Origin of the sequence: Paenibacillus sp. JGP012, from assembly GCF_014203995.1 — a bacterium.
GTDB classification, from domain to species: Bacteria; Bacillota; Bacilli; order Paenibacillales; family Paenibacillaceae; genus Paenibacillus; species Paenibacillus silvae.
The window spans coordinates 93672-106515 of sequence record NZ_JACHKG010000014.1; the positions used below are offsets into that span (position 1 = coordinate 93672).

General features: G+C 51.7%; 10 protein-coding genes. 9 read left to right on the forward strand and 1 reads right to left on the reverse strand.

Features of this window, described 5'->3' with window-relative positions; translation table 11 throughout:
* Window positions 1-91: 91 nt before the first annotated feature.
* The 6 genes from HNR77_RS17590 to HNR77_RS17615 all read left to right on the forward strand — a co-directional run bounded on the left by HNR77_RS17590 (window position 92) and on the right by HNR77_RS17615 (window position 8621).
* Entirely contained in the window at window positions 92-2404 is a 2313-nt protein-coding gene (locus tag HNR77_RS17590; RefSeq protein ID WP_184187173.1) for a glycoside hydrolase family 3 N-terminal domain-containing protein, read from the forward strand.
* On the forward strand, window positions 2401-5625 hold the full coding sequence (locus HNR77_RS17595) for an alpha-mannosidase (protein WP_184187039.1): 3225 nt from the start codon (window positions 2401-2403) through the stop codon (window positions 5623-5625). Before HNR77_RS17590 ends, HNR77_RS17595 begins: the two co-directional genes overlap by 4 nt.
* Window positions 5626-5698: 73 nt before the next feature.
* On the forward strand, window positions 5699-6577 hold the full coding sequence (locus HNR77_RS17600; RefSeq protein WP_184187042.1) for a sugar phosphate isomerase/epimerase family protein: 879 nt from the start codon (window positions 5699-5701) through the stop codon (window positions 6575-6577).
* A gap of 12 nt (window positions 6578-6589) precedes the next feature.
* Window positions 6590-7462, forward strand: a complete 873-nt coding sequence (locus HNR77_RS17605) for a sugar phosphate isomerase/epimerase family protein (RefSeq protein WP_184187045.1) — start codon at window positions 6590-6592, stop codon at window positions 7460-7462.
* Between the two features lie 216 nt (window positions 7463-7678).
* Window positions 7679-7903, forward strand: coding sequence for a DNA-binding protein (locus tag HNR77_RS17610; RefSeq protein WP_184187048.1), 225 nt, complete (start codon window positions 7679-7681; stop codon window positions 7901-7903).
* A 289-nt stretch (window positions 7904-8192) separates the two neighbouring features.
* A complete protein-coding gene (locus HNR77_RS17615; protein ID WP_184187051.1) occupies window positions 8193-8621 on the forward strand; it encodes a VOC family protein in 429 nt (142 codons plus the stop codon).
* A gap of 171 nt (window positions 8622-8792) precedes the next feature.
* Here HNR77_RS17615 and HNR77_RS17620 read toward each other — a convergent pair whose 3' ends face one another.
* Window positions 8793-9659: a hypothetical protein gene (locus HNR77_RS17620; RefSeq protein WP_184187054.1), complete on the reverse strand. Its 867-nt coding sequence runs from the start codon at window positions 9657-9659 to the stop codon at window positions 8793-8795.
* Between the two features lie 239 nt (window positions 9660-9898).
* Between HNR77_RS17620 and ytxJ the strand changes: the two genes are divergently transcribed.
* From ytxJ to kdpA, 3 genes are all read left to right on the forward strand, one after another.
* Window positions 9899-10438 carry a bacillithiol system redox-active protein YtxJ gene (ytxJ, locus tag HNR77_RS17625; protein ID WP_311768646.1) on the forward strand — a complete coding sequence of 180 codons (540 nt, stop codon included), beginning with the start codon at window positions 9899-9901 and terminating at the stop codon, window positions 10436-10438.
* Between the two features lie 355 nt (window positions 10439-10793).
* The gene (locus tag HNR77_RS30815; protein WP_367398484.1) at window positions 10794-10856 is read left to right on the forward strand and encodes a potassium-transporting ATPase subunit F; all 63 of its coding nucleotides are present in this window, start codon (window positions 10794-10796) and stop codon (window positions 10854-10856) included.
* A 96-nt stretch (window positions 10857-10952) separates the two neighbouring features.
* Window positions 10953-12632 (forward strand): potassium-transporting ATPase subunit KdpA, encoded by a 1680-nt coding sequence (gene kdpA / locus HNR77_RS17635; protein ID WP_221443894.1) that lies wholly within the window; start codon window positions 10953-10955, stop codon window positions 12630-12632.
* The last annotated feature ends 212 nt before the right edge of the window (window positions 12633-12844 follow it).

Below are 12844 nucleotides of genomic sequence, written 5' to 3' on the forward strand. Positions count from 1 at the left end.
ATAGACTCGGGAGTGCTAGTCAGGTGATGCTGGTGATAGCCGTGCCAGACCAACTCAAACACAGGAGGAGAATGTGCACATGCAAACGCAAATGGGCTACAAAGACGCTTCGCTCCCCATTCAGCAACGGGTTCAGGACCTGCTTGAACGAATGACTACCGCAGAGAAGATCGGGCAGCTGCTTCAGCCTATGGGCTGGAAGATGTACAAGAAAGAGACAGATGGCACCGTACAGGTAACGGAAGAGTTCGAGGCGGAACTGGCACAGGGTGGTGTTGGCTCGCTGTATGGCGTGCTCAGAGCTGATCCGTGGACAGAGGTCACGCTGGAGACGGGACTGACACCGCGCCAAGGGGCGGTAGCAACAAATGTAATTCAGCGCTATGCGATAGAGCATTCCCGTTTGGGGATTCCGATTCTGTTCGGAGAAGAGTGCTCCCACGGGCATATGGCGATTGGTTCAACGGTTTTTCCTGTACCGCTAATGGTTGGCAGTACGTGGAATACCGAGCTGTATCGCAGCATGTGTGAGGCGATTGCTGTGGAGACCCGGAGTCAGGGCGGCGCAGCCACGTATTCTCCAGTGCTGGATGTCGTGCGTGACCCGAGATGGGGACGGACGGAGGAATGTTTTGCCGAGGACCCGTATCTGATCGGGCAGTTTGCCGTGGAAGCGATCTACGGATTGCAGGGGGAACGCCTGGATTCCAACCATACCGTAGTGGCGACGCTTAAACATTTTGCAGCATACGGCAGCTCGGAGGGAGGGCGCAACGCAGCACCTGTGCACATGGGCATGCGTGAGCTGCATGAGATCGACCTGCTGCCGTTCAAACAAGCGGTGGAAGCCGGAGCCGGCTCGGTCATGACCGCTTATAACGAGATTGATGGCGTACCCTGTACGTCCAGTACGTATCTGCTTCATGATCTTTTGCGGAAAGAGTGGGGCTTTGACGGATTTGTAATTACAGATTTTGGAGCCATCCAGATGCTGGTGAACGGACACAACACGGCTGAGAACGGCGAACAGGCTGTAGCACAGTCACTCAGGGCAGGTGTAGATATGGAAATGTCGGGTTTCATGTACCGCAAACATCTGGCACAGGCACTGGAGCAGGGTTTATTGGAGGAGAAGGAGGTGGACCTGGCTGTACGGCGGGTGCTGGAGATGAAATTCAGGCTGGGCTTGTTCGAGCAGCAGTATGTTGATCCTGATTTTGCTGAACGTGTGATTGGCTGTGAGGAGCATGTGCAGCTGGCGAGAGAAGTGGCACAAGAGGGCATCGTACTGCTGAAAAATGAAGACCATGTGCTTCCGCTTGCTGCACAAGGCATTAAACTGGCTGTCCTCGGGCCGAACGCCAATCATATGTATAACCAGCTTGGAGACTATACGTCACCACAGCCGAGGGAGCAGATTGTCACGGTACTGGATGGCATTACACGCAGGCTTGGAGCCAGCTCGGGTCAGGTGCTGTACGCACCCGGATGCCGCATCAAAGGAGATTCAAGAGAGGGATTCCCGCAGGCACTTGCTTATGCCGAGCAGGCAGATGTGATCGTCATGGTGATGGGCGGATCAAGTGCGCGTGATTTTGGCGAAGGTACGATTGATCTGCGCACGGGTGCGTCCGTGGTGACGGATGATCCGTGGAATGACATGGAATGCGGGGAAGGCATTGACCGTTCGTCATTGAATCTGATGGGTGTGCAGCTGGAACTGGTGCAGGAAGTATATAAACTGGGGAAACCGGTTGTTGTGGTATATATTAATGGACGCCCGATTGCCGAGCCTTGGATTGACGAGCATATTCCAGCGATTGTGGAAGCGTGGTACCCGGGGCAGGAGGGTGGCAATGCCGTTGCGGATATCCTGTTCGGGGATGTGAATCCATCCGGTCGCCTGACGGTTTCCATTCCCAAGCATGAGGGACAGCTTCCCGTGTACTATCATGCCAAGCGGACGCGCGGCAAGAGGTATCTGGAGATGGACCTTGCGCCGCAGTACGCGTTTGGACATGGGCTGAGCTACACGCAATTCAAGTATGACAACGTGAGAGTTACCCCGGAGGTCATCGGGCCAGATGAGCAGGCCGAGGTGCAAGTGGAGGTCACGAACATTGGAGAAGTGGCGGGCAAAGAGGTCGTGCAGCTGTATATCACCGATGTGTCGGCTTCTGTCACCCGGGCAGAGATGTCATTGAAAGGTTTTCGTAAAATTCATCTGGAGCGAGGGGAGACCCGTACGGTAACGTTCCCTGTGCAAAAGGAACATCTAGCCCTGATCGACTCCCGTCTCCAGTCCATTGTAGAACCGGGTGAATTCAAGCTGATGGTCGGACGCAGCTCGGTGGACTGGAGGGCATGCAGTCTGCATGTACAGCAAGTGGAGGTGACCGTATGATTCGAATTCAGCGATTTATTGAAGATATGAAGCAGCGGCAGTGGCTGGATGTGGTAGAGCTTCCCGAGTGGCAGATGCAGCGAGCGCGATATATGCTGCCGGGTGAATATGAGTACGGGGTGGAGGCAGCAGTAACGCAGCCTTTAAATCCGTTAAACAGCACACACGGCACAACTTATTTTCTGAGCAAAACCGTGCAGATTCCTGAGATGTGGCAGGGCCAGGCAGTCGGATTTCTTTTTGAAGCGGGCGGGGAAGGATTGCTCAAGGTGAATGGGGTCCCTTATCACGGACTGGATCGCAATCATTCCTTTGTGCCTCTGCCAATAGAGCGTGTCGGCGCTGAACCGAAGCTGGAGATCGAACTGTATGACCCCATCCCCGAGCCGCATGACCCGCTCAACCGACAAGCGGTGATTCAGCCTCCCATTCAGGGGATACGAGCCGCGCTGGTGCATGTGAATCAACCGCTCCAGAGCCTGATGTACAGCATGATGGTGCTCTCCGAATCGTTGCAGGTTCTGCCGGATAAAGATACTAAGCGCACGCCACTGATCCGGGCAATGCATCAGGTGATGGATGAGATGAATCATGAGCCGCGCCGCTGGCAGGATGGGGTTTGGCTGCAGGAACTGGAGCAGAGACTCGCTCAGCACGTACAGCAGGCAGACCCGGAGCAGTACCGAGGCGGCTTTATGCATCTGGTTGGACAATCTCACATTGATGTGGCCTGGCTCTGGCCTGTACGGGAGACGGTGCGTAAGTCCAGCCGAACGTTCTCTACGATGTGCACACTGATGGACACGTACCCGGATTTTGTGTATTCCCAGAGCCAGCCCCAGTTATATGCTTTTGTGAAGGAGCATTATCCAGAGCTGTATGAACGGGTGAAGGCACGAATTGCCGAAGGGCGGTGGGAGCTTGTTGGCGGCATGTGGGTGGAGCCGGACTTGAACATTCCAAGCGGAGAATCGCTTGTACGCCAGATTTTGTATGGGCAGCAGTTTTATCAGTCCGAGTTTGGCAAACGTTCAAATATCGAGTGGCTGCCCGATACGTTTGGGTATTGTGCTTCACTGCCGCAGATTTTGCGGCTTGCGGACATTCCTTATTTTATGACCACCAAACTAAACTGGAATGATACGAATGTGTTCCCGTATGATCTGTTCGACTGGGTAGGGATTGACGGTACATCCGTGCTGGCTTACCTCAACCATGGTGTGAACGAGCATACACGTCCCAAGGATGTGGATGAACACTGGCAGTCCTTCAAACAAAAGGACGTACATCCAGAGCAGATGCTGCTCTATGGTCATGGCGATGGCGGCGGCGGTGTGACGCATGAGATGGTGGAATTTGCCGAGCGTGCTCACCTGATGGTGGGGCAGCCTGTCAGCAGATTCAGTACGGCCGGGGCTTTTTTTGAAGGCATTGAGGCAGGTGAACCGACACTGCCGAGGTGGCATGGTGATCTGTATCTGGAGCTGCACCGCGGAACCTATACAACCCATGCGAGGAACAAACGAAGTAATCGCAAGGCCGAGGTGCTCTATCGCGAAGCAGAGATCTGGAGCCAGTTCGGGGCATATGACAGCAGGGTTACGCATAACAAGGGAGTGCTGGATGAAGGCTGGAAGCTGATGATGCTGAATCAGTTCCATGACATCATCCCGGGCACGTCGATCCCTGAAGTGTACGTTACGTCTGCTGAGGAGTATACAAAGGTGTTTTCCCTGGGCAATGACGTCCTGCACCATACACTTGGCGCACTCACCAACACCGTTACAACAGATGAAGTACCCGGCACACCGTACGTGATCTTCAACAGCCTTGGCTGGGAGCGCAGCGAAGTAATCTGCATCTCCGGGGGAGCGGAGCTGGCCGGAATGATAGCATATGATTGCCCTGGCAATCGTTTGGTTAGTGGGGCGGAGCAATATGAAGGCGGGGCAAGTATGTATATTCTTGTTCCTTCCATTCCGGCTTTCGGGTACAGCACGATATGGCTGCGCGAGTCGGAGGATTTTATTTCGGTCGCGGAGCAATCCAGATTGGAGCCGGCTGCAGCATCCGAGGTAGTTCACGATAAGGTCAAGACTCTAACGGACTTGGATACAGTGCTAGTGCCATTCGCAGATAACTCGAAAGAACAAGGCGCGGCTAAACTCGAGGTGATTCCTGCTCGATGGGAAACTGCATTTTACACGCTGGAGTTCAACGATTTGGGTGAGATCACGAGATGGTATGACAAAACGGTAGAACGTGAATGGCTAAAGCCGGGAGACAAAGCGAATGAATGGCAGTTTTTCCATGACCGACCGACGTACTGGGATGCGTGGGACATTGATCCGCGATTTGAATCGCAGCGGGCGGGGGCTGTGAAACTGGTATCCAGAGAGGTTGTACAGCGCAGCGCTGTGCAGGATGTGCTGCGTTTTCGCTGGCAACTGAACGATTCGCAGATTAGCCAGGATGTGATTCTGTATCATCATCAGCGCCGGGTGGATTTCAAGACAAGTGTAGACTGGAACGAGAGCCACAAGCTGCTCAAGGTAGCATTCCCGGCAGATTTGGTGGCAGCCAAAGCAACGTATGAGATTCCGTTTGGTGCCTTGGAACGTGCAACCCATAACAATACAAGCTGGGAACGGGCACAATTTGAGGTCTGCGGGCATCGCTGGGCTGATCTTTCGGAGGGTAACAGCGGCATCAGTCTGCTGAACGACTGCAAGTATGGTTATGACATCAAGGATCGGATGATCCGCCTTTCGCTGCTGCGAGCGCCCAAATGGCCGGATGTGCGTGCCGATCAAGGGCAGCATGGGTTCACGTATGCTGTACTGCCGCATGCAGGAGACTGGCGTCAGGCGAGTGTTGTGCAGCGCGCCATGGAGCTGAATCATCCCGTACAGGTCGTTGCGGCGACTCCGCACAAGGGCAACAAACCTTCCAGACACAGCTGGCTTCAATTCCAGAGTGAACATGTCATTCTGGATACGATCAAGGTATCGGAAGACGGAACAGGCACAGTGCTTCGATTCTATGATTCCAGTGGAGGGCGGGAGAAGGTGCAGGTGAAGTGGAATGAACAGCATGTCCGTGCGTCCATCATCAATCTGCTGGAGGATCAGTTGGAGCCGCTTGCCTGTGAAGACGGAGTTTTCGAGCTGACCTTCAGGCCCTTTGAGATCAAATCAGTGAAGCTTGTCCCATTGAGCTGAAGCAGATATTAAGTTGAACGATTCATTTACACGTTAACGGATTATCCATCCAATCATTCGCGGGAGGTACGACATGAAATTAACGAACAAGATCGGTGTCATCGTGGATAGCTTTGGCGTAGGGGTCAGGGAAGGGTTGATCAAAGCCAAGGATGCAGGTGCAGAAGGTGTGCAGATCTATGCGGTGAAGGGGGAGATGGACCCCGAAAATCTGCCTGCTGCGGCACGTAAAGAGCTTCGAAGCTACATTGATGGTCTGGGGCTCGAGATTTCAGCGCTGGTTGGTGATCTGGGCGGACACGGCTTCCAGGTTCAGGCGGATAATGCATGGAAAGTGGAAAAATCCAAGCGAATCGTCGATCTGGCTCTTGATCTGGGCACGAATATTGTCACTACACATATCGGGATTGTCCCTCATGATGCCTCCTCGGAGGTATACGCAACCCTGCACGCCGCTTGCGAGGAGCTGGGGCAATATGCGAAAAGTGTGGGTGCCTACTTTGCCATTGAGACTGGCCCGGAAACGGCTGCTGATCTGAAAGGCTTTCTGGACACACTCTCCACAAACGGAGTGTCGGTCAATTTTGACCCGGCCAATATGGTCATGGTCACCGGGGATGATCCGGTGCAGGGTGTGAAGCTGCTCAAGGATTACATCGTGCACACCCATGTGAAGGATGGTTTGCGTCTGAAAGAGGTTGATCCGCGCGATGTATACGGTGCGGTGGGTTACGCGCCTATGGATCATGACAACATTGCTGAAATGGTCGCTTCGGGTACCTTTTTCCGGGAAGTGCCGCTGGGTGAAGGGGCTGTTGATTTTGATGCGTATTTTGCCGCTCTGCAGGAGATCGAGTATAAGGGATATTTGACTATTGAGCGTGAGGTAGGTCACCAGCCGGAAGTGGATATTCGTAAAGCTGTGCAATTCATTGAGCGATATCGACAATAGGGAGTGGAGCAGATGAAGATTGGTCTGAGCACGTACAGTTTGTTGAATGATCTGAACTCGGGAGCCATGACGGTGCTGGATGTCATTGACTGGATTGCAGCAAACGGCGGCGAGCATATGGAGATGGTCCCTTACGGATATACCGTGGAAGACAATCATGAGCTTGCCCATGCCATTCGGGAGCGAGCCGCAGCTGCGGGCATCGAGCTGTCGAACTATTCCATGCCGGCTAATTTTGTGCAGGAGACAGAAGAGGCTTTTGAAGAAGAGATGGCCCGGGTCAAGAGACATGTGGATGTGGCACACCTTATGGGTGTCCGGCATCTGCGCCATGACGTTACTGCCTTCAGGCTGCCGAAGGAGAGCACAACGATTGCCTGGTTTGAGCAGCATCTGCCGCTGATGGTTAGAGGAAGCCAAATCATTGCGGATTACGCTGCGCAGTATGGAATGACTACTACGATTGAGAACCACGGCTTCAGCGTACAGGCGAGTGATCGGGTACAACGGGTGTTGCACGCCGTAGATCGACCAAACTTCAAAACGACGCTAGATATTGGAAACTTCATGTGTGTGGATGAAAACCCGATCATCGGTGTGATGAAAAATCTGCCCTATGCTTCGCTCATTCATTTCAAAGACTTCTACTTCCGTCCATATGACGAGCATCCAGGGGAAGGGGAGTGGTTCACGACAACCTATGGCAACTTTCTGCGTGGTGCAATTGTAGGTCAAGGGGATATTCCCATTCGCAAAATCGTCAAGCTGATCAAAGACTCCGGCTATGATGGCAACATTACGGTGGAGTTCGAAGGCATGGAGGAATGCAAAGCCGCTTCCAAAATCGCCATGGACAATCTGCGTCGCTTCTGGGACGAAGCCTAGAAATGGGTTGCCAGAGCATGGATTGCAAAGATCAAACAATATGCTATCCCTTCCGGGCCGCGAGATCGCGGCTCTTTTTGACATGTGGAGCAAAGCTTTTTCCAATAAACACCGGAGAGTCACAGGTAAGGCATAAGTTCCAATGATCACAAGTATGGTATACTGAGGATATTCAGCCTGAACATAACTGGCTATGGATAGGAGAGGTACAGATCTATGCAGGTATTTGAGGACTGGAACCAGAAGGTAAAGAAGACCTTTAACGCAACGAATCCCGAAGTGGTGCTGACAGTGACTGAAGCGGGCAACCTGCTGGGGCTGAGTAAAGACCAGATGAAGCTGTATGTTGATAAAAATAAACTCACCAAGGTACCTATTATGAGAAGTGTGCATCGATACCTTTTGTTAAAAAGTGAGATTGATCGTATTGTGAAGGCCTGATAAATCGTTGAATACAAGGCGATGCACCCCTGTTCAACAGGGTACTAACAGAATAGAACATTTACAGCCACTTGACCGATAATGCTCGGAAGAGTGGCTTTTTTTTGAATAGAGAAGATGTGGTGAGAGCAGGGAATATCTTTAGCATATTTGGAGAAATATAGCTCTGTCACGGCTTGCGAATATAGTGGAAAATTTGTGCTTGTCAGCGGACAATGCATTCCTATATACTCTTGTCGCAACCAGCCTGTACCATATGATTAAATGAATTCAAGGAGATGAACAATCCATGGCAATTAGCTTGAATGTGTACCTTGTAACCAACGGGAATGGGCGTGAAGCTGTCGAGTTCTATAAAGAGGCATTTGGTGCGCAAGTGCTTGCAATGCAGACTTTCGGAGAAGGTCCATCCAGTCCGGATCATCCGATTCCACCGGAAGCCAAAGACTGGATTATGCATGCTTCTCTGCAAATTGGGAGCTCGGTGCTGATGTTATCGGATACCCTGCCCGGTATGCCGCACACCATTGGAGATAATATCACGATTACGGTCAATACGGACACGGCTGAGGAAGCGAAGAACATTTTCGGTAAACTTGAAGTGGGCGGTAAAGTGAATATGCCGATTCAGGAAACGTTCTGGAGCCCGGCTTACGGTAATGTAACCGACAAGTTTGGCGTGCTGTTCCAAATCAGTGCAGCAGCAGACCAGGCCTGAGTATCTCGTTAAATGGGGATTGTATCATTTCTGATATGGGAAAACGGATCGGCATACTGCTGAATAAAGGCTGGGGTGTACAGCCAATTCATAAGCAATTGCTAAAAAACCTCCATCAGCTACAAGTAGCGTGGAGGTTTTTCGGGTTACTTTTTTATTAAAAACAGAGAACTACTCTTCCTTCTGAATCTTGGACGGGTTGTTGATTTTGTAAGGCACCGGGTTGCGTGTCAGCTTTTTCTTGATGATTTTTGCTTCAAACGTGAGCACGTCACCGACCTCCAGCTCCTGCTTCTTCATCGTTGCACTATGGCTGGACCACGCTTCACCCACCTCGATCACTTCCGGTTCTGTAATAGTGACGGATTCGTAAATGATGACCTCATCGTCATTATCCGAGAAATGATTCGGTACCGTCGTAAATTCTTTGACCACTGCGCTCATCTTCACTTTGCCATCGGGCAGATCAATTTTGGCGGCTTTGGCCTTCGGTGCCGCTTTGGTTTTAGGTTTGGCTTCTGCATCTGAATCTATAGCTGTACCGCTCTGAGGACCGATGTATTCCTCCACCAGGCCGTCAGGGTCACCCTTGAGTCTGGAGGATGATTCCGTGTTATCATCATCTTCTTCCATATCATACGTACGGGCTGATGTGTCAGCTTGATCAGAGGTATCGGCAGGCTCAGAGGTTTGTTCAATAGCTTCAGCACTTTGGCCTGTTGCATCCTGTTCCGTGCCTGGCTCTGTCCCCGCTCCGCTTAATCCTCGTGTGCTGTAGCCGGAGGCCTGCATTTCTTTCAGATACGAAGGGTGAATACAATGCTTTTGTCCGTTATCCAGCTCGATGACTGCCGTCATGTGATCTACAAAGCCGAGAATGGTGCAGGGCAGATGCTGCCCGTTTCCTTTATAATAGAACGTTTTGAGTTTGGTGGCTTTGGCCGAGATCAGGCCCCACTCCTGACATTTGGCTATTAACTCTTGCTCGTTATCCAGTGCGTAATAATCCGGTGGTTCAATGGTAAAAGCGTATGTCATATCGAATTTCCGCCTTTCAGCTGCTCTTATGTTCATCGTTTCCAAATTAACACCAGTGTATCACAATTAGAACCCCGAAAGATGCAGATTCTGAAAGCTCGGGTGCAGAGGGCTGTGCTATAATTTGATGAAAATGTGAGTTGGAGTCTCTGTCAATGAAATGTCCGTGTATACATGATCTTTAATTTAACTTATACAGCTTAAACAGCTTGAACATATGTGGAGGAAGGATGGTTTTGGTGGAGAAAAAGGTGAATCATCAAGCGCTGTGGCTGGCGGTTGGTTTGGCAATTGGAGCCAGTATCGGTACAGCAACCGGGCAGATCGGGCTGGGTATCGCATTTGGTGCTGCTCTTGGGGTGGTTATCGGTTCAGTGGTTAGCAAGCGAACAGGCGCTGATTCGCATGACATGTTAAGCGAGCATGTGCTGGAACTGCACAAAACGCAGGATTGGGAAGAGGTGCTTCGCCGCTCCCGGGAGCATCCAGTGCTTTTGCTGAAACACAGCACAACCTGCCCTGTCAGCGCGCGTGCGTACCGGGAATTTATGGCTTTTGTCGGCACCAATGCCTCTGACCCGAAACAAAACATGCAGTATCGCATCGTCAAAGTCATTGAGAACCGCCCACTGTCACGCCGTATTGCCGAAGAAACCGAGATTCGCCATGAATCCCCGCAGGTGCTGCTGCTGGATCAGGGGCAGGTTGCAGAGCATACGTCACATGGAAAGATCACCAAGAAACGATTGATGCAGTGGGCGCAGAGCTATTCACTTTAAAGAAAATGAAGCGCCAATCCGGCTCGGATTCCACCATATATACGAGAGACCCGTTTTTTTCAGCTTGCCGCTGAGAAGAACGGGTCTTTTTTACGCTTTTTTTACAGCGGTGGTGGCATATCTTTACCCCCTTTTTACAGCGTTTCGTAATACGATTTTGACTGTAGCAAGGCAGACTCCGGCTTGAATTTATATTGTTCCATCTGAACGGTAGAGAGGATGAAGGGCGCATGGTCAATGATGCAACGATGGTTGGGCTGATTCTCCTGTTGTTTGTAGTGTTCTGGGGATTTGTGAAATTTTGCGAGAAGGCCTGAGGGCAGGGAGGTGAGCTCGAATCATGATTTTTATCGGCATGCTTGTGCTTGTGTTGATTATCTATCTCGGATATGTGCTGGTGAAGCCTGAGAAATTCTGAGGCAGCTGTTCGGACAATGCACCGAAAAACGGAGCGGAGATAAAGGGATGTAAAGGTCAGGGCAATGTTGAGGTTGATTAGGGAGGATATGCAGATATGGGTATCGGTGTAGTGCAAGTTGTGGTAACCTTGCTGGTCATTTTGCTGTTGGTGAAGCCGGCAGGCAGTTATCTAGTGAAGGTGTTTGACAGGCAGCGAACAGGACTTGATCGTGTGTTTGGCGGGCCGGAGCGATTGTTATATCGGTTGATGGGTGTGCGGGAAGAAGAATCCATGGGGTGGAAACAATACGCAGCCGCTGTGCTCATCTCTAATGCGGTCATGCTGACCCTGATGTATCTGGTGCTGAGACTGCAAAGGTTTTTGCCGCTCAATCCGGACGGAATCGAGAATATGCCTGCGGCGCAGGCGTTTAATACAGCGGTATCGTTTATGACCAATACGAACTGGCAGTCGTATACGGGCGAGAACGCCCTGTCGTATCTATCGCAGCTGCTGGCCGTGACGTTTCCGATGTTCACATCGGCGGCTACGGGCTTCGCCGTAGCGATTGCCTTCATTCGCGGGCTGGTGGGACGCAGGGATGATCTAGGCAACTTTTATGTCGACCTGGTTCGGTCGATTACCCGTATTTTTTTACCGCTGAGCTTCGTTGTGGCCTTGTTTCTTGTGTTCCAGGGAGTGCCGCAGACGTTGGCAGGTGCGGTGAATGCAACGACGCTGGAGGGTGCGCAGCAGACGATTACCCGCGGTCTGGTTGCTTCGCTGGAGTCGATCAAACATATCGGAACCAACGGTGGCGGCTGGTTCGGCACGAATGCAGCGCATCCATTCGAGAATCCGACCGGCCTGAGCAATCTGGTGCATATCGTTTGTATGATGCTGCTTCCTACAGCGCTCGTCTATGCGTTTGGTTTGATGGTGAACAACCGCAAGCAGGGATGGGCCATTTTCGGGGCGATGGGTTTCCTGTTCCTCGTCATGCTTACAACCGTGTTTGTGTCGGAGTATCGAGGTGTGCCAGCGCTGGATGCTGCGGGACTGCAGGGCAATATGGAGGGCAAAGAGGTCCGGTTTGGCATTCCCGAGTCGGCTTTGTTTACGGCGGTGACTACAGCAGCAACGACAGGTTCGGTCAACAATATGCATGAGTCGCTTACTCCGCTTGGCGGGCTGGTTTCGCTTGCCCAGATGATGCTGAACAACGTATTTGGCGGGAAGGGGGTCGGTCTGTTAAACGGCCTGCTCTATGTGATCATAGCGGTATTTATCTGCGGGCTGATGGTGGGGCGGACACCGGAGTTTCTGGGCAAAAAAATCGAAGGCAAAGAGATCAAGCTGGCCTGTATCGCCTTGCTGATCCATCCGTTGATTATTCTCGCGCCATCTGCACTCGCCTTGATGCGGCCTGAGGCCGTGGCTTCCATCTCCAACGGTGGAACACATGGGCTCACTGAGGTGCTGTACGCGTTTGCCTCCGGGGCTGCTAATAACGGATCTGCGTTTGCCGGATTAAATGCCAACACGGATTTTTACAATATCACTATCGGTATCGTCATGCTGCTGGGCAGATATGTTTCGATGTTCGCCATGCTAGCGATTGCAGGCTCACTTGCCGTAAAACGGGTTGTGCCTGTCACCACAGGTACACTAAGGACGCATACCCCGCTCTTTGCTGGCATTCTGGTCATGATGATTGTCGTAGTGGGCGCATTGACGTTTTTTCCTGCACTTGCTCTCGGTCCGATTGCGGAGCATCTGGCGATGGTTCGATGAATTTACGTTAAGAAGATGCAGTGAGAAGATACAGTAAGAAGATGCATTGGGAAGATACAGTAAGAAGGTACAGTATGGAGGTGGCATTCACGATGAATGCAATGGAGCGTAAGAAGGAGCAAAACATACAGCGAACGGTTAATGCCGAAGAGGATATAACGCATAATGGCACATGGAATGCGGACCCTGAGTTGCCTGGGGTCAAAACAAAT

Excerpts from the sequence above, each read along its gene's own strand:
- HNR77_RS17590 (WP_184187173.1), top strand. The coding sequence starts at position 92 with ATGGGCTACAAAGACGCTTCGCTCCCCATTCAGCAACGGGTTCAGGAC.
- kdpA (WP_221443894.1), top strand. The coding sequence starts at position 10,953 with ATGGGTATCGGTGTAGTGCAAGTTGTGGTAACCTTGCTGGTCATTTTG.
- HNR77_RS17620 (WP_184187054.1), bottom strand. The coding sequence starts at position 9,659 with ATGACATACGCTTTTACCATTGAACCACCGGATTATTACGCACTGGAT.
- HNR77_RS17595 (WP_184187039.1), top strand. The coding sequence starts at position 2,401 with ATGATTCGAATTCAGCGATTTATTGAAGATATGAAGCAGCGGCAGTGG.
- HNR77_RS17615 (WP_184187051.1), top strand. The coding sequence starts at position 8,193 with ATGGCAATTAGCTTGAATGTGTACCTTGTAACCAACGGGAATGGGCGT.
- HNR77_RS17605 (WP_184187045.1), top strand. The coding sequence starts at position 6,590 with ATGAAGATTGGTCTGAGCACGTACAGTTTGTTGAATGATCTGAACTCG.
- HNR77_RS17600 (WP_184187042.1), top strand. The coding sequence starts at position 5,699 with ATGAAATTAACGAACAAGATCGGTGTCATCGTGGATAGCTTTGGCGTA.
- HNR77_RS17610 (WP_184187048.1), top strand. The coding sequence starts at position 7,679 with ATGCAGGTATTTGAGGACTGGAACCAGAAGGTAAAGAAGACCTTTAAC.